Below are 23,307 nucleotides of genomic sequence, written 5' to 3'. Positions count from 1 at the left end.
GGGCCGGACCGGGGTGCGGCCCGTCGCGGCGGCGTCAGTCGTGGAAGGTCTCGCCCTTCTCCGCCTTCTCCACGAGCAGTGCGGGCGGCAGGAACCGGTTCCCGTACCGCTCGGCGAGTTCCCGGCTGCGGGCCACGAAGCCGGGCAGGCCGCCCTCGTAGCCGTTGATGTACTGGAGCACACCGCCGGTCCACGCCGGGAAGCCGATGCCCATGATGGAGCCGATGTTGGCGTCGGCGACGGTGATCAGGACGTCCTCCTCCAGGCAGCGGACACTGTCCAGGGCCTCGGAGAAGAGCATCCGCTCCTGCATGTCGGTGAACGGGACGTCCGTGCCGGGCTTCGTGAAGTGCTCGCGCAGGCCGGGCCAGAGGCGGGTGCGCCGACCGTCCTCGTCGTACTCGTAGAAGCCTGCGCCGCCGCTCCGGCCGGGGCGGCCGAACTCGTCGACCATGCGGTCGATGATCGCGTCCGAGGGGTGGCCCGCCCAGCTGCCGCCCGCTTCCTCGACGGCCTTGCGGGTCTCGTCGCGGATCTTGCGGGGCAGGGTGAGCGTCAGCTCGTCCATCAGGGAGAGCACCTTCGCCGGGTAGCCGGCCTGGGCGGCTGCCTGCTCGACGGACGCCGGTTCGACGCCCTCACCGACCATGGCGACGCCCTCGTTGATGAACTGCCCGATGACCCGCGAGGTGAAGAAGCCGCGCGAGTCGTTGACGACGATCGGGGTCTTCCTGATCCGGCGGACCAGGTCGAAGGCGCGGGCCAGGGCCTCGTCGCCGGTCTTCTCCCCCTTGATGATCTCGACGAGCGGCATCTTGTCGACGGGCGAGAAGAAGTGCAGCCCGATGAAGTCGACGGGGCGCGAGACCCCTTCGGCCAGGACCGTGATGGGCAGCGTGGAGGTGTTGGAGCAGAGCAGGGCGTCCGGTTCGATGATGTCCTGGATCTCCTGGAACACCTTGTGCTTGAGCGCGGTGTTCTCGAACACGGCCTCGATGACGGCGTCGCAGCCTGCGAGGTCGGCCGGGTCTCCGGTCGGAGTGATGCGGGCCAGCAGCTCGTCGCGCTTCGCCTCGGTCGTGCGGCCCCGGGAGAGCGCCTTTTCGAGCAGCTTCTCGCTGTACGCCTTGCCCTTGGCGGCAGCCTCCGTGGAGACGTCCTTGAGGACGACGTCGATGCCGGCCCGGGCGCAGGAGTACGCGATGCCCGCACCCATCATCCCGGCGCCGAGGACGGCGACCTTGCGGACCGGGCGCTCTTCGATGCCCTTGGGGCGGCTGGCGCCGGAGTTGACGGCCTGGAGGTCGAAGAAGAACGCCTGGATCATGTTCTTCGAGACCTGGCCGGTGACCAGCTCGGTGAAGTAGCGGGCCTCGATGGTGAGCGCGGTCTCGAAGTCGACCTGCGAGCCCTCGACTGCCGCGGCCAGGATGTTGCGCGGCGCGGGCATGGGGGCGCCGGCGAGCTGCTTCTTCAGGTTGGACGGGAAGGCCGGCAGATTGGCGGCGAACTTGGGGTTCGACGGGGTGCCGCCGGGGATCCGGTAGCCCTTGACGTCCCAGGGCTGCTGGGATTCGGGGTTCGCGTCGATGAAGGCGCGGGCCTTCTCCAGCATCTCCTCGCGGGTGGCGGCGACCTCGTGGACCAGACCGTTCTCCAAGGCGCGCTGCGGCGTGTACTGGGTGCCCTGGAGCAGCACCTTGAGCAGCGCGTCGGCGATGCCCATGAGGCGCACGGTACGGGTGACACCGCCACCGGCGGGCAGCAGGCCGAGGGTGACCTCGGGCAGGCCGATGCGGGATCCGGGCGCGTCGAGCGCGACGCGGTGGTGGGAGGCGAGGGCGATCTCGTAACCGCCGCCGAGGGCAGCGCCGTTGATGGCGGCGACGACGGGCTTGCCCAGGGTCTCGATGCGGCGCAGCGACTTCTTGATCGCGGTGCCGGCGTCGAACGCGGCCTGCGCGTTCTCGGGACCGATCTTGATCATGTCCTTGAGGTCGCCACCCGCGAAGAACGTCTTCTTGGCGGAGGCGTAGATGATGCCCCGGATGGAGTCCTTCTCGGCCTCGGCCCGGTCGGCGACGGCCTCGATCGAGTCCCGGAAGGCCTGGTTCATGGTGTTGGCGGACTGGTTGGGGTCGTCGAGTACGAGGGTGACGACGCCGGTCTCGTCCTGTTCCCAGCGAATGGTCGTGCTCTCGGTCATTTGCTTGTCTTCTCCGTAGGAAGGGGAACGGTCAGAGACGCTCGATGACGGTGGCGATGCCCATGCCGCCGCCGACGCAGAGGGTGGCGAGGCCGTAGCGCTTGTCCTGGCGCTCCAGTTCGTCGATGAGAGTGCCGAGGATCATCGCGCCGGTGGCGCCGAGCGGGTGACCGAGCGCGATGGCGCCGCCGTTGACGTTGATCTTGTCGAGGGAGAGCCCCATGTCGCGGGCGAAGCGCAGGACGACGCCGGCGAAGGCCTCGTTGATCTCCACGAGGTCGATGTCGTCGATGGTCAGCCCGGCCTTGGCGAGCGCCTTGCGGGTGGCGGGCGCGGGCCCGGTCAGCATGATGGTGGGCTCGGAGCCGGAGACGGCGGCGGAGACGATCCGGGCACGCGGGGTGAGCCCGTAGCGCTCGCCGATCTCCTTGGAGCCGATCGCGACGAGGGCGGCGCCGTCGACGATGCCCGAGGAGTTGCCCGCGTGGTGGACGTGGTCGATCTTCTCCACCCAGTGGTACTTCTGGAGCGCCACCGCGTCGAAACCGCCCATCTCGCCGATCGCCGCGAAGGACGGCTTGAGCGAGGCCAGGGAGTCTGCGGTGGTGCCGGGGCGCATGTGCTCGTCGCGGTCGAGGACGACGAGACCGTTGCGGTCCTTGACGGGCACGACGGATCGCGCGAATCGCCCGTCCTTCCACGCCTCGGCGGCCCGCTCCTGCGACAGGGCGGCGAACTCGTCGACGTCGCGCCGCGAGAAGCCTTCGATGGTCGCGATGAGGTCGGCACCGATGCCCTGCGGTGCGAACCCGGTCTCGTAGTTCGTCATCGGGTCCATCGCCCAGGCACCGCCGTCGGATCCCATCGGGACGCGTGACATCGACTCGACGCCGCCCGCGAGGATGAGGTCCTCCCAGCCCGAACGGACCTTGGCGGCGGCCAGGTTGACGGCCTCGAGGCCCGAGGCGCAGAAGCGGTTCTCCTGGACGCCGGCGACGGTGTCGGGGAGGCCGGCCGCGATCGCGGCGATGCGCGCGATGTCCGAGCCCTGGTCGCCGAGCGGGCTGACCACGCCGAGGACGATGTCGTCGACGGCCGCCGGGTCCAGGCCCGGGAAACGGTCGCGGAGCTCGTGGATCAGACCGACGACGAGGTCGATCGGCTTGGTGCCGTGGAGGGCCCCGTTGGCCTTGCCGCGGCCGCGCGGGGTGCGGATCGCGTCGTAGACGAATGCTTCGGTACTCAAGACAGCTGCCTTTCGAGGATGGTTGCGCAACAGGGTGACGGGGCCGGTTCAGGCGAGCAGCGAGCGGCCGATGATCTCCTTCATGATCTCGGTCGTTCCGCCGTAGATGGTCTGGATACGGCCGTCGGTGAACGCCCTGGCCACGGGGAATTCCGCCATGTAGCCGTATCCTCCGTGCAGTTGGAGGCACCGGTCGGCGACGCGCTTTTGCAGTTCGGTCGCCCACCACTTCGCCATGGAGGCGTGCACGGCGTCGAGCGTCCCCTCCGAGTGGTCGACGATGCACCGGTCGAGGAAGGCGCGGGTGACGGCGCACTCGGTGGCCATCTCCGCGATCTCGAAGCGGATGTGCTGAAGCTTGGAGAGGGGCCTCCCGAAGGCCTCGCGTTCCTTGACGTAGGCGGTGGTGATCTCCACGAGGTGCTCGGCGGCGGCGATCCCGGCGACCGCTATGCCCATCCGTTCCTGGGCCAGGTTGGTCATCAGGTGGATGAAGGCGCCGTCGAGCTCGCCCAGGAGGTTCTCCTTGGGGACGCGCACGTCGTTGAAGAACAGCTCCGCGGTGTCCTGGGACTTCTGGCCGATCTTGTCGAGGTTGCGTCCGCGCTCGAAACCCTCGGCGCCTCGCTCGACGACGATCAGCGAGAGGCCCTTCGCGCCGCCGTCCGGGGTGGTCTTCGCGACGACGACCACGAGGTCGGCGAGGATGCCGTTGGAGATGAACGTCTTGGAGCCGTTGAGGAGCCAGTGGTCGCCCTTGTCCTCGGCGGTGGTGCGGATGCCTTGGAGGTCGGAGCCGGCGCCCGGTTCGGTCATCGCGATGGCGGTGATGGTCTCGCCGCTGCAGAAGCCGGGCAGCCAGCGCCGCTTCTGCTCCTCGGTGGCGAGGCCGGTGAGGTAGGGGCCGATGATGTCGTTGTGCAGGCCGAGCGCGAGGCCGGGGGTCCCCGCGCGGGTGAACTCCTCGGCGAGGACGGCGCTGTAGCGGAAGTCGGTGGTGCCGCCGCCCCCGTACTCCTCGGGCACGGCGAGGCCGAGCAGCCCCTGCCGCCCGGCGGCGCGCCACGCCTCGCGCGAGACGATGCCGTCCTTCTCCCACTGTTCGTAGTGCGGGAGGACCTCCTTGGACAGGAAGGTGCGGACCGTCTCGCGGAACGCGTCGTGCTCCTCGGTGAAGATCTGGCGCTGCATCAGTCGGTCGTGTCCTTCCGGGTGGTCCGCAGGGCCGGTACGCCCCAGTCGGCGGCGACGGCCTCCGTGTCCGCGCCCGGCAGCGCCGGTCCGCTGTGCACCGAGGAGGGGGTGGCCGAGAACCGGGGCGCGGGCGCGGGCTGGGTGAGTCCGCCGTGGTCGACGAAGGTGGAGCGGGCCGCGAGGTGCGGGTGGTGCGGAGCCTCGCGGAGGGAGAGAACGGGGGCCACGCAGGCGTCCGAGCCGTCGAAGACCTCGGTCCACTCGGCGCGGGTGCGGGTGCGGAACCGGGCGGCGACGACTTCGCGCAGCTCGTCCCAGCTGGCGAGGTCGCCCCGGTCGGGGGCCGTCTCCCCGATGCCGAGAAGTTCGGTGAATTCCGCGTAGAACCGCTTCTCGAGCGGGCCTACTGCCATGTATTCGCCGTCCGCGGTCTCGTACGAGCCGTAGAAGGGGCAGCCGCCGTCCAGCAGGTTGGAGCCGCGCCGGTCCTGCCAGCCCCCGGCCTGGAGCATGCCGTGGATCATCATGGTGAGGTGCGCGGTGCCGTCGACGATCGCCGCGTCGACGACCTGTCCACTGCCGCCGGAGGTCCGGGCGTGCTGGAGGGCGGCGAGGACGCCGACCACGAGGTAGAGCGAGCCTCCGGCGTAGTCGCCGAGCAGGTTGGCGGGGACGGTGGGCGGCTCCCCCGGCTTGCCGATCATGGAGAGCGCGCCGGTGACGGCGATGTAGGCGACGTCGTGCCCGGCCCGCTCGGCGAGCGGGCCTTCCTGGCCCCAGCCGGTCATCCGTCCGTAGACGAGCCGCGGATTACGGGCCAGGCAGACGTCCGGGCCCACACCCAGGCGTTCGGCGACTCCGGGCCGGTACCCCTCGATCAGGACGTCGGCGCGCTCGACCAGGTCCAGGACGGTGTCCGGGCCGGCTGCGTCCTTGAGGTCGACGAGGACGGAGCGCTTGTTGCGGTTGGTGAGGTCGCGGGCCGGATCGATGCCGAGTCCGGCCCCGCCGGGCCGGTCGACCCGCACCACGTCGGCGCCCAGATCGGCCAGGAGCATCGCGGCGAACGGGCCGGGCCCGATGCCCGCCAGCTCGACCACGCGTACCCCGGCAAGCGGGCCGCGCGGGCCGTTCCCTGTCGTTGCCATCGAGCCCCCAGCGGTGTGACACAACTGATGTAACATCGATGATGCTAAGAACGCACCGCGCTCCGCACAACCCCTTGGGGCGAGCAAGCGCTTAGTTCTTTCCCCTGGATCCTCCCTCACGAAGCCTCCCCGGGCGTACAGCGCCACGTCCGGCTCCGCTACCCTCTGCCTGCTACATCGGCGCCGGCCCCTGCGGAGGCACTCGTGAACAGGCAGAACGGGGCACCACGCCCCTATGACGTAGTCCTCTTCGGCGCCACCGGTTTCGTGGGTGCGCTCACCGCCGGATACCTGGCAGCCCACGCCCCGGACGGCTGCCGCTGGGCCCTGGCCGGCCGCAACCGCGCCAAGCTGGAACAGTTGCGCGACCGCCTCACCGCGCTGCATCCGCACTGCGCGGACCTCCCGCTGCTGGACGCCGACGCCGACGACGCGGACGCGCTGCGCGAACTGGCCGAGTCCACCCATGTGGTGGCCACGACCGTCGGCCCGTACGTCTGGTACGGGGAGAAGCTGGTCGCCGCCTGTGCCGAGGCGGGCACGGACTACACCGATCTCTCCGGTGAGCCCGAGTTCGCCGACCGGATGTACCTGGACCACGACGCCCGGGCGCGTGAGACCGGGGCACGGATCGTGCACGCCTGCGGTTTCGACTCCGTACCGCACGATCTGGGGGTCTACTTCACGGTCCGGCAGCTGCCCGAGGACGTCCCGCTCCGCATCGATGGATTCGTCCGCTCCAACGCCGTGTTCTCGGGCGGTACGTTCGCCTCCGCGCTCACCGCCATGGGCCGCGGTCCGCAGACGCTGAGGGCCGCCAGGGAGCGCCGGCTGCACGAGCCCCGGCTGGTCGCCCGCCGCGCGGGCGCCCCGCTCGGCGCGCCGCGCTTCAGCACCGAGACCGGCACATGGGCGCTTCCGCTGCCGACCCTCGACGCCCAGGTCGTGAGGCGCTCGGCCCGCGCGCTCCCCCGCTACGGCCCCGACTTCCGCTACCGGCACTACGCCTCGGTCAAGCATCTGCCGGTGGCCCTGGGCGGCACGGCCGCACTGGGCGCCCTGCTCGGGGCGGCGCAGCTGCCGGCCGTGCGGAACTGGCTGATGGATCGCTACGAGCCCGGGTCCGGCCCGGACGCGGAGCGCCGCCGCCGGAGCTGGTTCGCGGTCCGGTTCGTCGGCGAGGGCGGTGGCCGCCGGGTGTTCACCGAGGTGTCGGGCGGCGATCCGGGCTACGACGAGACGGCGAAGATGCTGGCGGAGTCGGCGCTCTGCCTGGCACTGGACGAGCTCCCGCCGACATCGGGGCAGGTCACGACGGCCGTCGCGATGGGTGACGCGCTGCTGGAGCGCCTGCGCGGCGCCGGCCTGCGCTTCCGGGTGGCGGCCGTGCGCTGACGCGCGGCCGGGCGGACCGGCGTCAGAAGATCCAGGAGGCCAGGGTGTAGAGCATCGCCCCTGCCCAGACGAAGCCGACCGCACCCCCGATCAGCATGCCCATCGCCACACGGCGCTGAGCGGGGTGAAGGGGGGCGGTTCGGACGGTCGAGCGGGATGCGTTCATGTGTCCAGACTGCCGACCATGATCGGCGGGCGCTATCCGTACGGATACTCAGACGTCCGCACTCCCGCCCGCGTACTCAGCCGGTGGCCTCCCGAAGCGCCTGCCTGCACAGCGCGTCGGCCCGGCGGGTGGTCTCGGGCTGACGGAAGTCCCGGGCCAGCAGCAGGGTGTGCGCGCAGGCGTTGTCCAGGCCGGTGCGGTGCCCGACCGAGACGTACACCGGTTTCGTGCCGTCCTGGGTGCGCAACGCCTGCCCCACCGTCTCGTCCCCGTCCAGCAGCGGTGACCGGTCGCCGCGGTGGGGGCCCGGCTGTTCGTACGAGAAGGTGAACGGGTTCTTGGCCACGCCGATGACGGGAAGTCCGGTGAGCACGCCCAGATGGCTGGCGAGGCCGAAGCGGCGCGGGTGCGCCCGGCCGTAGCCGTCGCAGACGACGAGACCCGGGTCGACGGGCAGGGACTCCAGCGCGGCCAGCACGGTGGGTATCTCACGGAAGGCGAGGAGTCCCGGGACGTACGGGAAGGTGACCTGCCCGACGGCGGTGGCCTCGGCCACCACCTCCAGCGTGGCCGCGTCCAGCACGACGGCCGCCGCCACGACGACATCGCGCTCGTCGTCGTAGGCGACGTCGACGCCCGTCACCCTGCCGGTGCCCGGCGGCGGTCCTGCCTCGTCGAGCACCACCCGGGTGCGCAGGGTGTCCTGAAGGGCGCGGGCCTCGGCCTCGTCAACGGGCATCCGAAGTGTCGTCATGGTGCCGGCCAGTTTAGGCAGGCCGCTCCCGTAGCCTTCGGATCATGTTCGTTCTCGATCTGTCGTACACCGCCCCGATGCACCGCGTAGACGCACTGCTGGAGGATCACGTCGCCTGGCTCGACGTCCAGTACGCGGCCGGTGTGTTCATCGCCTCCGGCCGCAAGAACCCCCGCGAGGGCGGGGTGATCCTGGCGGTCGGGGACGACCGGGCCGCGGTCGAACGGCTCGTGGCGTCCGACCCCTTCGTCGTGCACGGCGTCTGCGCCTACCGGATCACCGAGTTCCTCGCCACGAAGACGTCGGACGCACTCGCTCCGTACCGCCAGCAGGTGTAGGCGGCCCTCAGCGCAGGACGGCGCGTGCGGCCCGCCCCTTTTCGCCGGCCGCCCAGCAGCTCCCGTCCGCGGTGCAGTCGACCATGTCGTACGACCCGGTGTCGAGCGTGCGCCAGGTGCGGCCGCCGTCCGTGGTGAGGTCGGTGCCGGTCGGGCCGACCGCCAGTGCGGCCGACCGGCTGTGCGGCAGCCAGGCGACGCCGGAGCGGTACGCGGCGGGGGGTGTCCGGGACGGCTGCCAGCTGCGGCCCCCGTCGGAGGTGACGGCCGAGGCACGCGGCGACGGCTGGTCCGCGCGGTAGTCGCCGCCGACCGCGATGCCATGGGTGCGGTCCCGGAACGCGAGACCGAAGACGCCACGGGCCGGGTCCCCGGCCGGGATCGGCGACGCGGTCGCGGTCCAGGTCAGGCCGCGGTCCCCCGAGTGCAGGACCCGGGCGGTGGCGGCCCCGCCGGTCGCCAGCCAGACGTCCTTGGAGCCGGCGCTGACCAGGCACTGCCCACTGGCCGCGAACCCCGCTTCTCCCGCCTGTGCCTGTGGCATCCCGGCGCTGGGCAGGACGTTCCAGCTGCGGCCCCCGTCGGCGGTGGACAGGATGCGGAACCGCCCGTCCACGGGGTCGCTCATGGCGAGGCCGTGACGGCTGTCGAAGAACGTGAGGCAGTCGTAGAAGGCGCGCGCGTCGGTGTTGCGGAACGACTCGGCCCACGTGACTCCGCCGTCCTCCGTACGCAACACCCTGGAGGCCTCGCCCTCACCGATGGCCAGGGCCACCGCACGCCGGGCGTCGAAGGCCTCGATGTCACGGAACTCCAGTCCCTCGTCGGCAGCCCCGGGCGGCGAGACGTCGCGCCAGTGCCGGCCGCCGTCGGTGGTGCGCAGCACGGTGCCCTTGGAGCCCGCGAGCCATGCCGTACGGCTGCTGACGGCCGCGAGGCCCCGGAAGCGGGCGTCGGTGCCCGTGTCGCCTGGAGTCCAGACCGGTCCGTGCCGCTCGCCGGGCGCCGCCTCGGCCGCGGGTGCGGCCAACGCGGCGGCCAGGGCCGCCCCGCACAGTCCCAGTGACATCAGTCGTCGCGTCTTCCCCATGGGCTTCATGGCGCTGGAAGCTAATCGACGGGCCGGGCCCCGTCCAGGGTGCATCGCCGGGAACGGGGCAGGTGTGGAAGGGCAGCAGTAGCGCGGTGACGCAGCTCACGCCGTGCTCCGGTGCACGGATCGGTGGGTTCCGTCGTCTGTATGACTGCCGGAAACCGTTCATCCGGTCGCGAGAGGGAGCAGGCCTTGTCCATCGTCATCGAACAGTCCGTGCAGGCCCGCATGGTGGCGTCCGCGCCGCAGATGGAAACGCTTCCCGCGGTGCTGAGCTACGACCGCACGGACCCCTTCGCCGTACGCATGGCGTTCCCCGCGCCGGCAACGCTGGAGGGCACCGAGGTGTCCTGGGAGTTCTCCCGGGAGCTGCTCGCCGCGGGGATGGACTCACCGGCGGGAGTCGGCGACGTACGCGTCAGGCCCTTCGGGTACGACCGCACGGTGCTGGAGTTCCATGCCGCCGAGGGCATCGCCATGGTGCACGTGCGCACGGCGGAGCTGCGCCGCTTCCTGCGGCGCGCCCAGGTGCTCGTGCCCGCCGGGGACGAGCACCGCTTCCTGGACCTGGACCGGAGTTTGACGCAGCTGCTGGGCGGTTCCTGCTGACCCCGTCGTCTCGGGACGGGCCTGTTAATTCGCTTGCCCCGCCCCGGGGGCCGCCGTACCTTCGTTGTTGTCCTTGTCGTCGCCGATCGGAGCAGGACGTTGCTCGTCTGAGGTCTTGAGACACCGTGTTGCGCGCCGTGTCATGTCCGCACATGACCGCGTGCCCGAGTGTGACCTCAGCTCTTCGAGCCGTCCTCCGCGACCAGGGCCTTCCCTCCTCCACTTCCGGACTCGTTCCGTGGAAAGCCAGTGACCGGTGTCTCGCCCCGTTGCCCCTGTCCTTCCTCGCAACCGGGAGTTTCCTCATGTCCGCACCCCTCAGCCACATCACCTGCTCGTCGCTCTCCTTCGTCTGGCCCGACGGCAGCCCGGTCCTCGACGGCTTCGATCTCACCGTGGGGCCCGGCCGTACCGGGTTGATCGGGCTCAACGGCTCGGGCAAGTCGACCCTGTTGCGACTGATCGCCGGCGAACTCACCCCCGCCGAAGGCCACATCAGGACAACGGGCGAGGTCGGCCATCTGTCGCAGAATCTGGTTCTGGACACCGCGCTGCGCGTCGACGCCGCCCTGGGCATCGCCGGAACCCGTGCGGCGCTGCACGCCATCGAGGCGGGCGACGTCGGCGAGGAGCGTTTCGCGGCCGTCGGTGACGACTGGGACGTGGAGGAGCGGGCTCTCGCCACGCTCGACCAGCTCGGCCTCGGCCACATCGGGCTCGACCGCACGATCGGGGAGATGTCGGGCGGCGAGTGCGTGCTGCTGCGTCTGGCGGCGCTGCTGCTGGCCCGGCCGGACATCCTGCTGCTGGACGAGCCGACGAACAACCTGGATCTGTACGCACGCGGCCGCCTCTACGCGGCGGTCGACGCGTGGACCGGCGTCCTCGTCGTCGTCAGTCACGACAGGGAGCTCCTGGAACGCGTCGACCGGATCGCCGATCTCCGGGAGGGTTCGGTCACCTGGTACGGCGGGAACCTCTCGGCGTACGAGGAGGCCCTCGCCGTGGAGCAGGAGGCCGCCGAGCGCATGGTGCGGGTCGCCGAGGCCGATGTGCACCGCCAGAAGCGCGAACTCACCGAGGCCCAGGTCAAGCTGGCGCGGCGCAAGCGCTACGGACAGAAGATGCAGGAGAACAAACGCGTACCGAAGGCCGTCATGGGCGCCCGCAAGCGCTCCGCCCAGGAGTCGGCGGGCAAGCACCGCATCATGCACGCGGAGAAGCTGGCCGAGGCGAAGGAGCGCCTCGGTGACGCCGTGGAGGCGGTGCGGGACGATGCCGAGATCAGGGTCGAGCTGCCGCACACCAAGGTCCATCCGGGCCAGGGCGTGCTGATGACGAACCATCTGGAACTGCCCTACGGAGCCCGGGTGCGGGGTTGGTTCGAGGTACGCGGTCCGGAGCGCATCGCGCTGGTGGGACGTAACGGAGCGGGCAAGACCACGCTGCTGCGGACCCTGGCCGGTGAGCTCGCACCCCGGTCCGGTGAGACGTCGGTGCAGCTGCCGATGCGCTTTCTGCCCCAGCGGCTGGATATGCTGGACGACGAGTTGAGCGTGGTGGAGAACGTGGCGCGGTTCGCACCGGATGCCACGGACAACCGGATCAGGGCGCGCCTGGCACATTTTCTGTTCAGGGGCACACGGGCGGACCAGCCGGCCGGGACCCTGTCGGGCGGGGAGCGGTTCCGTGCAGCTCTGGCCTCGCTGCTGCTGGCCGAGCCTGCGCCGAAGTTGCTGATGCTGGACGAGCCGACGAACAACCTGGACATGGCGAGTGTGCGCCGGCTGACGGCGGCACTCGACGCGTTCGAAGGGGCGCTGATCGTGGCGAGCCACGACGTGCCGTTCCTCGAATCGCTCGGCATCACCCGCTGGCTGCTGCTGGACGGCGGGCTCCGGGACACCACCGCCGAGGAGGTGCGCGCCGGCCTGTGACGTGCGGGGACACAGGGGCGACGGCCTGGGGCTAGCGGTGGAGTAAGGCCCAGGTCTTGGAGCCGCCGGAGGCCGTCAGCGCGGGGGCCAGCCCCCAGTCCCCGCCGTGTTCGTCCACCGCGGCCGCCAGCAGCCACATGCTGGCGCTGCGGTGCTCCCGGCACTCCTCGGACTTCTCGGGCGATTCATGAGCAGGGTGCTGGTCGTAGAGGGTGATCCGCAGCGCGTCGAACTGCCAGTGGACCCGCAGGAGCATCTCCCGGTCCGGAGTGAACCGGTAGGCGGCCGCGACGAGTTCCGAAGTGGCGAGGACCGCTGTCTCACCCAGTTCGGCGAGACCGTGCCGGGTGAGCAGCTCATCCACCGCGCGGCGGGCGAGCCCCGCGCAGAAGGCGCCGCCCGGCAGGGCGAACGAGTAGCTGAGGTTGTCCGCCGCCGGTGGTTGCGGTCCGGCCGGCGCGAGGGCCGGGAGACAACGCAATGCGCCTTTCATCAAGTGATGCTCACATTTCTCGTGCGTGTGGTGACGATCACACACAAAGGCGTGGTCGCCCCGTGTGAGACTTGCGCTACCGACCGTAGCGCACGCCCGGAGCACAGTGCTACTACTTGTGTGGTTCCGGTCATTTCGCCGCCCCCGCCCCGGAAGGACCCGCACCGTGCCCCCCAGGACCACCCCGACCGCACGACAACAACGCCTCGGGTACGAGCTGCGCAAGCTGCGCGAACAGTCCGGGATGACGGCGCAGCAGGCCGCGGCTCTCCTCGGCGTCGACCGCACCCGCATCCCGAACATCGAGTCCGGCCGGTTCGGCATCAGCGCCGAGCGGGTCCGCACCCTGGCCTTCAACTACGGCTGCCCGGACACCGGACTCGTGGACCTGCTGGCCGAGATGGCGACGGAGCGGGCCAGAGGATGGTGGGAGGAGCATCGCGGCCTGCTGCTGCCGAGCTTGCTGGACATCGCCGAACTCGAGTTCCACGCAGTGGAGTTGAACACCGCCACCACCACACACATCCCCGGACTGCTGCAGACCGAGGAGCACGCGCGCGCGGTCTTCGACACGGCCGACCCCCGGTTGCCCGGCCCTGATCTGATGGCCCGGCTCTCGCTGCGCCTGCGCCGGCAGGAGGTGCTCGAACGGGACCGGCCACCGCTGTACGCGGCAGTGGTCCACGAAGCCGCGCTGCGGATGCAGTTCGGCGGCCCCAAGATCACCCGGGCGCAGCTGGAGCACATTCTCGGCATGTCCGAACGCAGCCGGATCACGGTCCGGGTCATCCCGTTCGCCGCAGGCGGTTTCCCCGGAGCCGGGCAGTCGTTCACCTACGTCGGCGCGGCGGTCCCGCAGCTCGATACCGTGCAGCTCGATTCCTCGCACGGCTCCATGCTGCTGGACGCGGACATGCAACTGCGTCGGTACCGGGGACTGTTGGAGCGCCTGCGCACGCTCGCGCTGCCCGTCGAGGAATCACGCGACTTCATCCGGTGCATAGCCAAGGACCTATGAGGAGAGAGATCATGAACGACATCTGCTGGGACGACGCCTTCTGCAGCGAGGGCGCCAACTGCTTCCGCTTCGGCCTCGACGACCAGGGCCGCGCCTACATCGGCTCCACGACCGACACCGCCACCTACGTGAGCGACTCCGTGGAAGCGCTGCAGGCGCTGATTTTCGCGGTGAAGGCGGGGGCGGCAGACCACCTCCTCTGATCCGGCCCTTTCCGACCGTGCCCCTCACGCGCTGCGCTCCGAGTACGCCGACTGTTCAGAGCTCATCGCACGGGGGGCCGGCCCGGCCGATCATTCGACTTTCGCACCCCCTCATCCCGCCTCCCTGACCCTCTGTATACACGCTTGACCTGCACCTATGACCCTACGTGAGCAATTGTTGCCCGGACGGGCTTGGCGGAGGCCTTACTGCCGCTTTAACCTACGGTCTCGTAACCTACGAAGCCGTAGGTAATTCTCCCGTCCCCAGGAGCACCCGTGACGATCACCTCTCCCCACCTCGGCAGTTCACAGGCGTGGACCGACGCCCAACTGCTGTACGCGCTGGAAGAGGTGGTGGAGAAGGAACTGAACCGCCATCTCAAGGTCGCCAAGGACTGGATGCCGCACGAGTACGTGCCGTTCTCCGACGGCCGGAACTTCCCCGGAATCTTCGAGGACGGCCAGGCCTGGGAGGCCGAGCAGTCCAAGGTCACGGACATCGGCAAGATCGCCCTGGTCGTGAACCTGCTGACCGAGGACAACCTCCCCAGCTACCACCACGAGATCGCCTCGCTCTTCGGCCGCGACGGCGCCTGGGGCACCTGGGTGCACCGCTGGACGGCCGAGGAAGGCCGCCACGGCATCGTGATGCGTGACTACCTGCTCACCTCGCGCGCCGTGGACCCGGACAAGCTGGAACAGTTCCGGATGGCGCACATGGCAGAGGGCTTCGAGTCCGACAACCGCCACTCGATGCTGCACTCCGTGGCGTACGTCGCGTTCCAGGAGCTGGCGACCCGCGTCTCGCACCGCAACACCGGGCACCAGTCGGGCGACCCCGTCTGCGACCGCATGCTGGCGCGGATCGCCACCGACGAGAACCTGCACATGGTGTTCTACCGCAACCTCCTCGGCGCGGCCTTCGAGCTCGCGCCCGACCTGACGATGCAGTCGGTGCGCGACGTCGTCGTGAACTTCCGGATGCCCGGCCACGGCATGCCCGGGTTCGAGAGGGCAGCCGCGCAGATGGCGATCGGCGAGATCTACAACATGCGCATCCACCACGACGACGTCATCCAGCCGGTGCTGCGCTTCCTGAAGGTGCTGGAGATCGACGGCCTCGGCCCGGAGGGCCTCAAGGCCCAGGAGGAGCTCGGCCTGTACATGAACGGGCTGGACAGCGAGGCGTCGAAGTTCGACGAGAAGCTCGCCGCGCGCAAGGCGCGCGTGGCGGCCCGCGCCGCCCAGGCCTGACGGCCGGCACACACGACCCCGGCGGGGGCGGGCCCATCCGGCCCGCCCCCGTTCGTCATCCCCGTCCACGGGGCCGGGCCCTCCCCGGGGCTGCGCGGACCGTACTCTGTGCCCGTGAAACCTGTGACCCGCGTCGTTCTGTTCGGTGCGCCGATAGCCGTCGTCGCTTCCCTGCTCTTCAACAGCGGTGGCGACGGGGAGCTGCCCACCAGTTCTCCCGCCACGAAGGCGTCGGTCACCGCATCAGCACAGGCCGACCCGTTCGCCGCGGCGGACGAGGAGGATCGGCGCGCGCTGAACGCGCGCGTCGCCGAGATGCCCCCAGGACTGGCCGAGCCGAAGATGCGCGAGGTCGCCTGGAAGCTGCTGGCCAGCGCGGAGGGGTCGACCCTGGACTGGCGCAGCCAGTACGGCACGATCGAGGACACCGGCGACGGCACCGGCTACAACGCCGGGCTCGTCGGCTTCTGCTCCAGTACGCACGACATGCTCGCGTTCGTCGAGTCGTTCACCGATGATCACCCGGACAGTCCACTGGCTCCGTTCGTCCCGGCGCTGCGCAAGGTCGACGGATCCCCGTCGCACGAGGGGCTGGACCCCGGCTTCACGGCCGCATGGAAGCAGTCGGCCGAGGACCCCGCCTTCCGCACCGCCCAGGACCAGGTCCGGCTGAAGCAGTACTTCGAACCGGCCGTCCATCTGGCGAAACTGGACGGCCTCGGCACCCTCGGCCAGTACATGTACTTCGACGCCATGGTGCTCCAGGGGCCCGGGTCCGAGGAGGACTCGTTCTACGGCATCCGGCGGGCCGCCCTGGCCGAGGCGGACACGGTCGCCGAGGGCGGCGACGAGACGGCCTATCTGGACGCCTTCCTCGATGCGGCGCGGACCGTGATGAAGGCCAAGAAGAACCAGCAGGACACCTCGCGCCTCGACACTGCCCAGCGCGTGTTCCTGGAGGACGGGAACCTGGCCCTGGAACTGCCGCTGACCTGGCAGATGTACGGCGAGACGTTCCGCATCCCGGCCTGACGGACACCCGGCGGCGTCCCGGCGCCCTGCCGCGCCCGCGCGTCTCCCTGATCAGCTCCACCGCCTTTTCGGCGATGGCGCCCGTCGGGGCGGGGGGTTTCCCCCCGGGCGATGCGCGTACCTCAGCGACGGGCCCGCCGTCCGCAGGCCGTGCACACCGCGCGCCCGCAACCCCCGCGACATCCAGCCCCGCGGGCCGATGCACGGAGAGCCGAGGTGTCCTGCGGGGGCAGACGTTCACGCCCGGTCGCGGTCGACTCTGCGGAGCCGGTCGCGCTCCTTCTCGGAGAGACCGCCCCACACGCCGAAGCGTTCGTCGTTGTCCAGTGCGTACTCCAGGCAGGCCAGGCGTCCCTCGCAGGCGTTGCAGAGCTGCTTGGCCTCACGGGTGGAACTGCCGGGGGCGGGGAAGAAGAACTCCGGCCCGGTCTGTGCGCACAGCGCTGTCTCCTGCCAGGCGAGAGCGGGGTCGGCCGCGGTGTTGATGAGCATGGCCACATCGTTCCCTGCCGCGATAAACGACTGATCAACGATCCATCAATCCACCGCGGCAAGCACGCACGGCGAGACCCGGCAGCCGTCAGGCGGCGGGCGTCTCCGCGCTCCTGATCACGGCGAACGCGGCGCCGTAGGGATCGGTGACGTTGGCGAAGGTGCCCACGCCCTCCATCTCCAGAGGTTCCAGCGTCAGCTTGCCGCCCAGCCGCTCGACCTCCGCCACCGCGGCATCGCAGTCGTCGACCTCGATGTACGGCAGCCAGTGAGGTCCGGCGGCGGCCCGGACGGGCACGGCTTCCAGCGGCACCAGCCCGCCGAAGGAGGTCTCCTCACCGCCGCCACGAGTCCTGAGGACGGTGTACGCGCCGTCGCCGCCCGGGTAGGGCATCCGGACGGTCTCCCAGCCGAAGACGGCGTCGTAGAACGCCGCGGCAGCCGGTACGTCCGGGGTGTACAGCTCCGCCCAGCAGAGGCTGCCCCGCTCGTTCACGACGCCGAGCCCCGGATTCAGCTTCGGCTGCCAGACGCCGAAGTACGCACCTGCGCGGTCGGTGAACCCGCCCATCCGGCCGTACTCCCTCACATCCATGGGCGAGAACGGCGCCGTGCCGCCGGCCTGCTCCACTGCCCGTGCGGTGGCATCGACGTCCGACGACTGGAAATACACCGACCAGGACGGCTTCGCCTGCTCCTCGGTGACGGTCATCGCGCCACCGACCGTCTTCCCGTCCAGCAGGAACATCCCGTATCCACCGGTCTCAGGGCCTCCGGCCGCGTAGTCCCAGCCGAGCAGGGCGGTGTAGAAGGCCGTGGCCCCTTCGAGATCCGGGGTGCCGAGATCCATCCAGTTGGGGGCTCCGTCGACAAAACGGGTGGTGAGCATCGTGCGCTCCTTCGGTGGTCCCGTTCACGGACAGCAGGGTTTGCCCGACTCTCCGAGTCTCGCACCGGGTACTGACATGCGCAGTCCCTGTGTGCTCCGGCCGCGGCCGGAGCACGCTCCCCCGCCCCTCAGCGCCCGACGCCCAGCGCCGGTAGCACCGTCTCCGCGATCCGGTACGCCTCCTCCAGGAGCGGGTTGCCGGAGAGGATGAAGGTGTCGACACCCAGGTCCTCGAACTCCTGGAGGCGCTCGACGACCTGGGCGGTCGATCCCACCACGGCCGTCCCCGGGCCCGGCCGGAACAGGCTCATTCCGGGCCACATGTTGGGGTGGACCTCCAGCTCACGGGCGTGCGCGGGGACCTTTCCGCCGTGCTGGCGGAACTGCCGCTGCCAGCCCACGCCGTCCTCGCCCGCCCGGTCGCCGAGCTGGCGGGCGTACGTCGCGTCGCTGGTGACGTCGAGGAGCCGGTCGGCCGCGGCCCAGGCCTCCTCCTCCGTGTCCCGGACGATCAGGTGCAGCCGCAGCCCGATCCTGAGCGTGCGGCCGTACGCGGCGGCTCGCGCCCGGACCTTGTCCAGTTTCTCCTTCAACAGATGCGGCGGCTCTCCCCAGGTCAGGAAGACGTCCACGTGCTCGGCAGCCATCTCGATGCCGGGGTCGGACGAGCCACCGAACCAGAGCGGGATGGGTCCGTCCTGGACCGGCTTGAGCTCCCGGAAGGAGGCGCCGGCATTCTTCAGGTCGTAGAAGCGGCCCTTGTGGTCGAAGACCTCTCCGGCCGTCAGCCGCTTCACGATGGACCAGTACTCCGCGCTCAGCTCGTACCGTTCGTCGTGCTCCACGTGGAGTCCGTACTCCTGGAGGGACTTGGTCGAACCGTTGACCACGTTGAAGCGCAGCCGGCCCCCGAAGAGCGTGTCGAAACTGAGGGCCATCTTGGCCAGCAGCGTCGGCGCGACGAGTCCGGGGTGCACGGCGAGCAGGGGCTTGAAGCGGGTGCTGGTCGAGGCGGCCAGCGCGCTGCCGAGCGGCCAGACGTCGTAGAGATCGGTGGCGAGCAGCGCACCGCTGTAGCCGAGCCGCTCGACCGTCCCGGCCAGCTGTGTCAGGTAGCCGAGATCGACCGGGCGTCTGCCTGCCGGCTCCCAGGGATAGGCGCCTTCGCGCGGAATGATGTACCAGAGGACTTCGGTCGCCATGTCGTCATACCGCCTTGTCGGCTGCGACACGGGCGCGCGCGTGGGCGACGGTGACCGGCCGGTCGATGAATCCGGTCCGGTGGAAGATGTCGGCGGCCTCCTGCTGCTCGGCGATGAACGCGTCGGACACGGGCTCGATCGTCCAGGGCAGCGAGGCCAGCGCGGTCTCCCAGTCGTCGGCAGACCCTCCGAGGTCCGCCGCGGCGATCTCGGCCGCCTGCCGGGGGTGGGCCGCGGCCCACTCGTCGGCGCGCCGCAGCGCCCGGGTCAGTGCCTCGACGACGTCGGGCCGGGATTCGGCGAGGTCGCGGCGGGTGAAGAAGACGGAACGGTCGCTGATGACGTCGCCGGTACGGACCAGCGTCCGCAGTCCGCCGGTGCGCCGGGCGGCCGCCAGTTCGGCACCCTGGGCGATCCATGCGGCGATCTCTCCGGTGCGCAGCAGCTCTTCGCTGTCGGCACTGCTGCGGACGGCCGTGATGTCGTCCGCGTACGACAGACCGGCGTCGTCCAGTGCCTTGGCGATGAGATGGGTCTGCCAGGATCCGATCGCCAGGTGCACGGTCGCGCCCTTGAGGTCGGCGACGGTGCGCACGGGGCTGTCCTCGGGGACGAGGAGCGCGCCGTGTTCGGGGCGCGGGGCGGAGACCGCGGTGTAGACGATGTCGTGCCCGGCGGCCTGGGCGGTGACGGGCGGGGTGGAGCCGGTGCCGCCGAAGTCGATGACGCCCCGGGTCAGGAGTTCACCGGTGCGTACGCCGTTGGTGTACGGGTGGAACACGACGGTCTCGCCCAGCGGGGCCAGCTCCTGCTGGGCGAGGCCCAGCCGGGAGAGGTGGTACAGGTGGTAGAGGGAAGGGTTGCTGCTGTGGACACCGATGGTGAGGGTCATTCAGATCACTCCGGCTTCGGTACGGGCGGGGGACGGGAGGGAAGGGGCAGGGGCGTCGACGCCGAGGTCGGCCAGGAGCCGTCGGCGCAGAGCCGCGAATGCGGGATCGCCCGGGTCGCGCGGCCGGTCGACGTCCACGGTCTCGTCGGTGACGAGGCGGCCGTCGCGCAGGACTGCCACCCGGTCGGCCAGCCGGACCGCCTCGTCGACGTCATGGGTGACGAGCAGGACGGCGGGGCGGTGACGGCGGCACAACTCGCCGACCAGTTCCTGCATCCTGAGCCGGGTCAGCGCGTCGAGCGCGGCGAACGGCTCGTCCAGGAGCAGGAGTTCGGGCTCCCTGACCAGGGCGCGGGCGAGTGCGACGCGCTGGGCCTCCCCGCCTGAGAGGGTCACCGGCCAGGCCTCGGCGTGGCGCTCCAGGCCGACTTCGGCCAGCGCCCGGAGCCCGTGTGCGGAGCGGCTGCGCGGCAGGGCGACCGTCACATTGGCCAAGACCTTCTTCGACGGGACGAGCCGGGGCTCCTGGAAGACGATGGTGCGGGCCTCGGGGACGAGCACCTCTCCCCCGTCGGCGCCGTCGAGGGCGCCGAGGATGCGCAGCAGCGTGGTCTTCCCGCTGCCGCTGGCACCGAGCAGGGCGACGAACTCGCCCCGGGCGATGTCGAGTCGCAGGTCGTCGAGTACGGCACGGTCGCCGAACGCCCGGCGCAGCCCCCGTACCCGGACTGCGGGCCCGGATGTCGGATCGGTGGTCATCGGGAGGCTCCCTGGGGGATGCGCCACGGCATCAGCACGCGTTCCAGCAGCCGCACGAGGATGTCGGCGGTGAGCCCGAGGAGCCCGTAGACGAGGATGCAGACGGCGAGGATGTCGGTGCGGGCGTAGCTCTGAGCCTGGGACATCAGGTAGCCGATGCCGGCGGTGGCGTTGATCTCCTCGGCGGCGATCAGCGCGATGACGCTGAGCGTCATCGACAGGCGCAGTCCGGCGAGCAGGGACGGCAGGGCCCCGGGCAGGACGACTTCGCGTACGAGGGCGAGGCGCCCCATGCCGAAGCTCCGCATGGCCTCGATGAGTTTCGGGTCGGTGTTGCGCACCCCGCTCGAGGTGGACACGTACATCGGGAAGGTGGTGGCGACGGCGATGAGGAGGATCTTCGCCGTCTCGTTGATCCCGAACCAGACCATGAACAGCGGGACCAGGGAGAGGAAGGGAATGGTGCGCAGGGTCTGGAGCGAGGAGTCGAGGAGCTCGTCGCCGAGGCGCGTGAAGCCGGTGGTGATACCGAGGGTCAGGCCGGCGGCGAGCCCGATGAGAAGGCCGAGTCCGGAGCGGGTGAGGGAGGTGGTGAGGGCATCGGGCAGCTGGCCGTTGCCCCACAACTCGCGTGCGGCCCGCAGCACTTCACCGGGAGAGGCCAGGACGTCGGGGGTGAGGGCCCCGGTGGCCGAGGCCGCCCACCAGAGGAGCAGCAGCGCGAGCGGTCCGATGGTGCGGACGGTCAGCGCGTAGCCCCGGCTGCGGGCCCTGCTGACCCGGGGGCGCGGCCGGACGAGGCCGGGGGGCGCCGCGGCCGTGCCGCTCATGTCAGCTTCCCGACGTCGAGCAGGTGCGCGGCGACATCGACCCGGCCCTGGGTGACCTTCTGCTCCGCGTAGAACGCGGCGACGTCCTCGAACCGTTCGATGTCCTCGGGACCGATGGGGTCGACGGTGCCGCCCTTCGCGATGAATTCGCTCTGGACCTCCTTGGCCTTACCTGTCACGGCGGTCGGGCCGGCGTCCGTGAAGACGTTGAGGTAGGCCGCCGGGTTCTGCTTCTCCTTGACGCTGGCCTCGTGGAGGTACTGGTAGAGGGCCTTGACGACCTTCGGGTGCCGCTCGGCGAACTGGGTGCGTACGGCGTTGAGGCTGTAGTTGTCGGATCCGATCGCAGCGCCGTCGGCGAGGAAGTGCGCCTTGCCGCTGCCGATCTCGGCAACCGCGTACGTGGCCCAGACGGCCCAGGCGTCGACCTTGCCGGCGTTGAACACCGCTGCGGTCTGGTCGGGCCGGAGGTAGACACGGGTGACCTTGCCGGCCGGGACACCGGCCTTGGCCAGGGCCTTGAGCAGGAGGTACTCGCCGGTGCCGCCCTGGTTGACGGCGACCTTCTTCCCCACGAGGTCGGCCACCGATCCGATGTCCGACCCGTTCCTGACGAGGATCCCCTCGCCCGCCGCGTCCGGGTCGACGGCCGTGAAGAACTTGAAGCCGGGGCGTTGGGCGAGCGAGGTGATGCCGGAGGTGATGGAGCCTGTGGCGATGTCCAGCTGATCCGCGTTCATCGCCTGGGCGGCCGGGGCGAACGGGCCGGCGCTGCCGGTCCACCGCACCTTGGCGCCAGCCTCGGACAGCGCCTTGTCGAGACTGCCGTCCTTCTTGCCGACGGCGAGCACCCCGGAGTTTCCGGGGTCGGGGATGCGGACGGTCACCGTGGCCTTCGAGCCCTGTGCGGCGCTGTCCGCCTCGGACGTGCCGCAAGCGGCGAGGGCGACGAGCGCGAAGACCGTGAGGAGCGCCGGAACGGCTGTCGTACGCAGTGATCGGGCAGGGTTCATGAGGCGGGTTCCTCCGGGCTCAGGGGGGCGGGGGTGCGGTGCACCAGGGCTGCGGCGCGGCGTAGCGGCTCGGGGTCGGCCCACGCCGCGACGTCGACGGGCTCGGGCAGGAAGCCGTGGGCGCGCAGCCCGGCCTCCTGCGCGGCGAGCAGGGCCAGGCGTTCGGCGGAGAGGTCGGGGTGGAGGGTCAGGTGGGTGCCGGGCCGGTAGGCGCCGGCGACACCGTCGGCACCCGCCCCGGTCTCGGCGCCGAGGATGCGGGCGACCTCGTCGGGCTGTCCCGCGGCCCAGTCGGCCGCCCTCAGCAGGACGGCGAGGAAGCGGTCGACGAGGTCGGGGTGGTCGTCCAGGAGCTGCTGGTGGACGGTGATGGGGCGCGGTGTGCCGTTGTTGACGCGGAACCGGCGGTCGGGCAGTTCGTCGAGCTCGACGGCCACTTCGGCGCCGGCCCGGCGGGCCGCCTCGACGGCCAGCGCGCCCTTCACGTACACGGCGTCGACGTCTCCGCGTCGCAGTGCGGCGAGTTCGGCCGCCCACTGGCCGTCGTACCCGTCGGTGGGTACGTCGACCGGTGAGGCGTCCTGCGGCGTGAGCCCGGCGGAGGCGAGAGCCCCTTCGAAGCCGCGCAGGGCCATGGCGCGCCAGAAGTCGATGGCGATGTCGTGCTTCGGCACGGCGAGCCGCAGCCCGCGCAGAGCGGCGGCGCCCCGGATTCCGGAGCCGGGTGCGACCAGGACGGTCTGCCGTTCCTCGATCCAGGTGAGTCCGATGAGCCGGGTGCGCTCGCCCCGCGAACGGGCCCACAGGGCGGGGACGTTGCCGCCCTCCCGGAAGAGGCCGGGCAGGGCGTGGGTGTAGTGCGCGGCGCGGTCGGCGCCCGGGGCGGCGTCCTGGAGGGAGCGCACGGAGATGCCGTCGGCGGCGAACTCGTCGGTGAGCCACTGCCGGTCGGCGGCGATGCCGGTGGCCGTGGGGACGGGACAGCGGGTGAACCAGAGGGTCCGGGGCAGGACGGCATGCGTCATGGAGTCTTCCCGAGATAGGTGAAGCGGGGGTACGGGCGGGCACGTCATGTGCGCCCCGGACAGGGGAGGCACGTGCGGCAGGGCCCGTGAAGCGTCGGGGCGACGCGTTCGGCGAGAAC

24 protein-coding genes are annotated in these 23,307 nt (G+C 70.8%); 8 read left to right on the top strand and 16 right to left on the bottom strand.

Annotation, left to right across the window (positions count from 1 at the left end; translation table 11 throughout):
- Nucleotides 1–34: 34 nt before the first annotated feature.
- The 4 genes from ABZ434_RS13595 to ABZ434_RS13580 are packed head-to-tail and all read right to left on the bottom strand — an operon-like array spanning nucleotide 35 to nucleotide 5,794.
- Nucleotides 35–2,206: a 3-hydroxyacyl-CoA dehydrogenase NAD-binding domain-containing protein gene (locus tag ABZ434_RS13595; RefSeq protein ID WP_359135101.1), complete on the bottom strand. Its 2,172-nt coding sequence runs from the start codon at nucleotides 2,204–2,206 to the stop codon at nucleotides 35–37.
- A 31-nt stretch (nucleotides 2,207–2,237) separates the two neighbouring features.
- Nucleotides 2,238–3,452, bottom strand: coding sequence for an acetyl-CoA C-acetyltransferase (locus ABZ434_RS13590; RefSeq protein ID WP_359135099.1), 1,215 nt, complete (start codon nucleotides 3,450–3,452; stop codon nucleotides 2,238–2,240).
- Nucleotides 3,453–3,500: 48 nt separating this feature from the next.
- Nucleotides 3,501–4,643, bottom strand: a complete 1,143-nt coding sequence (locus tag ABZ434_RS13585) for an acyl-CoA dehydrogenase family protein (RefSeq protein ID WP_359135097.1) — start codon at nucleotides 4,641–4,643, stop codon at nucleotides 3,501–3,503.
- Nucleotides 4,643–5,794, bottom strand: coding sequence for a CaiB/BaiF CoA-transferase family protein (locus ABZ434_RS13580; protein ID WP_359135095.1), 1,152 nt, complete (start codon nucleotides 5,792–5,794; stop codon nucleotides 4,643–4,645). Before ABZ434_RS13580 ends, ABZ434_RS13585 begins: the two co-directional genes overlap by 1 nt.
- A 204-nt stretch (nucleotides 5,795–5,998) precedes the next feature.
- Here ABZ434_RS13580 and ABZ434_RS13575 point away from each other — a divergent pair, with 204 nt between their 5' ends.
- On the top strand, nucleotides 5,999–7,189 hold the full coding sequence (locus ABZ434_RS13575; RefSeq protein WP_359135093.1) for a saccharopine dehydrogenase NADP-binding domain-containing protein: 1,191 nt from the start codon (nucleotides 5,999–6,001) through the stop codon (nucleotides 7,187–7,189).
- A gap of 22 nt (nucleotides 7,190–7,211) precedes the next feature.
- On the opposite strand, the gene ABZ434_RS13570 is transcribed toward ABZ434_RS13575, so the two are convergent.
- Together ABZ434_RS13570 and ABZ434_RS13565 are read right to left on the bottom strand one after the other, a co-directional pair.
- Nucleotides 7,212–7,355, bottom strand: coding sequence for a hypothetical protein (locus ABZ434_RS13570; protein ID WP_359135091.1), 144 nt, complete (start codon nucleotides 7,353–7,355; stop codon nucleotides 7,212–7,214).
- Between the two features lie 76 nt (nucleotides 7,356–7,431).
- Nucleotides 7,432–8,109 carry an endonuclease V gene (locus ABZ434_RS13565; protein WP_359135089.1) on the bottom strand — a complete coding sequence of 226 codons (678 nt, stop codon included), beginning with the start codon at nucleotides 8,107–8,109 and terminating at the stop codon, nucleotides 7,432–7,434.
- A 44-nt stretch (nucleotides 8,110–8,153) separates the two neighbouring features.
- On the opposite strand from ABZ434_RS13565, the gene ABZ434_RS13560 reads away from it, so the two are divergent.
- Nucleotides 8,154–8,447, top strand: coding sequence for a YciI family protein (locus ABZ434_RS13560; RefSeq protein WP_359135087.1), 294 nt, complete (start codon nucleotides 8,154–8,156; stop codon nucleotides 8,445–8,447).
- Between the two features lie 7 nt (nucleotides 8,448–8,454).
- Here the strand turns inward: ABZ434_RS13560 and ABZ434_RS13555 are convergent, their stop codons facing one another.
- On the bottom strand, nucleotides 8,455–9,546 hold the full coding sequence (locus tag ABZ434_RS13555) for an oxidoreductase (RefSeq protein WP_359135085.1): 1,092 nt from the start codon (nucleotides 9,544–9,546) through the stop codon (nucleotides 8,455–8,457).
- A gap of 186 nt (nucleotides 9,547–9,732) precedes the next feature.
- Between ABZ434_RS13555 and ABZ434_RS13550 the strand changes: the two genes are divergently transcribed.
- Nucleotides 9,733–10,149 (top strand): SsgA family sporulation/cell division regulator, encoded by a 417-nt coding sequence (locus tag ABZ434_RS13550; RefSeq protein ID WP_359135083.1) that lies wholly within the window; start codon nucleotides 9,733–9,735, stop codon nucleotides 10,147–10,149.
- 305 nt (nucleotides 10,150–10,454) lie between these two features.
- Nucleotides 10,455–12,086 carry an ABC-F family ATP-binding cassette domain-containing protein gene (locus ABZ434_RS13545; RefSeq protein WP_359135081.1) on the top strand — a complete coding sequence of 544 codons (1,632 nt, stop codon included), beginning with the start codon at nucleotides 10,455–10,457 and terminating at the stop codon, nucleotides 12,084–12,086.
- 31 nt (nucleotides 12,087–12,117) lie between these two features.
- Here ABZ434_RS13545 and ABZ434_RS13540 read toward each other — a convergent pair whose 3' ends face one another.
- Entirely contained in the window at nucleotides 12,118–12,579 is a 462-nt protein-coding gene (locus ABZ434_RS13540) for an ATP-binding protein (protein ID WP_359135079.1), read from the bottom strand.
- A 166-nt stretch (nucleotides 12,580–12,745) separates the two neighbouring features.
- Here ABZ434_RS13540 and ABZ434_RS13535 point away from each other — a divergent pair, with 166 nt between their 5' ends.
- From ABZ434_RS13535 to ABZ434_RS13520, 4 genes are all read left to right on the top strand, one after another.
- Nucleotides 12,746–13,597 (top strand): Scr1 family TA system antitoxin-like transcriptional regulator, encoded by an 852-nt coding sequence (locus ABZ434_RS13535; protein WP_359135077.1) that lies wholly within the window; start codon nucleotides 12,746–12,748, stop codon nucleotides 13,595–13,597.
- A gap of 11 nt (nucleotides 13,598–13,608) precedes the next feature.
- Nucleotides 13,609–13,800, top strand: coding sequence for a hypothetical protein (locus ABZ434_RS13530; RefSeq protein WP_359135075.1), 192 nt, complete (start codon nucleotides 13,609–13,611; stop codon nucleotides 13,798–13,800).
- A gap of 276 nt (nucleotides 13,801–14,076) precedes the next feature.
- The gene (locus ABZ434_RS13525) at nucleotides 14,077–15,054 is read left to right on the top strand and encodes an acyl-ACP desaturase (RefSeq protein WP_359135074.1); all 978 of its coding nucleotides are present in this window, start codon (nucleotides 14,077–14,079) and stop codon (nucleotides 15,052–15,054) included.
- 123 nt (nucleotides 15,055–15,177) lie between these two features.
- The gene (locus ABZ434_RS13520; protein WP_359135279.1) at nucleotides 15,178–16,086 is read left to right on the top strand and encodes a chitosanase; all 909 of its coding nucleotides are present in this window, start codon (nucleotides 15,178–15,180) and stop codon (nucleotides 16,084–16,086) included.
- Between the two features lie 237 nt (nucleotides 16,087–16,323).
- Here ABZ434_RS13520 and ABZ434_RS13515 read toward each other — a convergent pair whose 3' ends face one another.
- From ABZ434_RS13515 to ABZ434_RS13480, 8 genes are all read right to left on the bottom strand, one after another.
- Entirely contained in the window at nucleotides 16,324–16,578 is a 255-nt protein-coding gene (locus ABZ434_RS13515; protein WP_359135072.1) for a WhiB family transcriptional regulator, read from the bottom strand.
- Nucleotides 16,579–16,666: 88 nt separating this feature from the next.
- Entirely contained in the window at nucleotides 16,667–17,467 is an 801-nt protein-coding gene (locus ABZ434_RS13510) for a VOC family protein (protein WP_359135070.1), read from the bottom strand.
- A 128-nt stretch (nucleotides 17,468–17,595) separates the two neighbouring features.
- A complete protein-coding gene (locus ABZ434_RS13505) occupies nucleotides 17,596–18,669 on the bottom strand; it encodes an LLM class flavin-dependent oxidoreductase (protein WP_359135068.1) in 1,074 nt (357 codons plus the stop codon).
- Between the two features lie 4 nt (nucleotides 18,670–18,673).
- Entirely contained in the window at nucleotides 18,674–19,561 is an 888-nt protein-coding gene (locus ABZ434_RS13500) for an ABC transporter substrate-binding protein (protein ID WP_359135066.1), read from the bottom strand.
- Entirely contained in the window at nucleotides 19,562–20,320 is a 759-nt protein-coding gene (locus ABZ434_RS13495) for an ABC transporter ATP-binding protein (protein ID WP_359135064.1), read from the bottom strand.
- Nucleotides 20,317–21,150: an ABC transporter permease gene (locus ABZ434_RS13490; protein ID WP_359135062.1), complete on the bottom strand. Its 834-nt coding sequence runs from the start codon at nucleotides 21,148–21,150 to the stop codon at nucleotides 20,317–20,319. Before ABZ434_RS13490 ends, ABZ434_RS13495 begins: the two co-directional genes overlap by 4 nt.
- Nucleotides 21,147–22,163: an NrtA/SsuA/CpmA family ABC transporter substrate-binding protein gene (locus ABZ434_RS13485; RefSeq protein ID WP_359135060.1), complete on the bottom strand. Its 1,017-nt coding sequence runs from the start codon at nucleotides 22,161–22,163 to the stop codon at nucleotides 21,147–21,149. Before ABZ434_RS13485 ends, ABZ434_RS13490 begins: the two co-directional genes overlap by 4 nt.
- Complete coding sequence (locus tag ABZ434_RS13480) at nucleotides 22,160–23,188, bottom strand: ABC transporter substrate-binding protein (RefSeq protein ID WP_359135058.1); 1,029 nt, start codon at nucleotides 23,186–23,188, stop codon at nucleotides 22,160–22,162. The genes ABZ434_RS13485 and ABZ434_RS13480 overlap by 4 nt, the downstream gene beginning before the upstream one ends.
- Nucleotides 23,189–23,307: the final 119 nt, after the last annotated feature.

It is taken from the genome of Streptomyces sp. NPDC005761 (assembly GCF_040630635.1).
Classification (GTDB): domain Bacteria; phylum Actinomycetota; class Actinomycetes; order Streptomycetales; family Streptomycetaceae; genus Streptomyces.
Note: the sequence above shows the minus strand (reverse complement) of the source record. Positions and strands in the feature narration are given on the sequence as shown.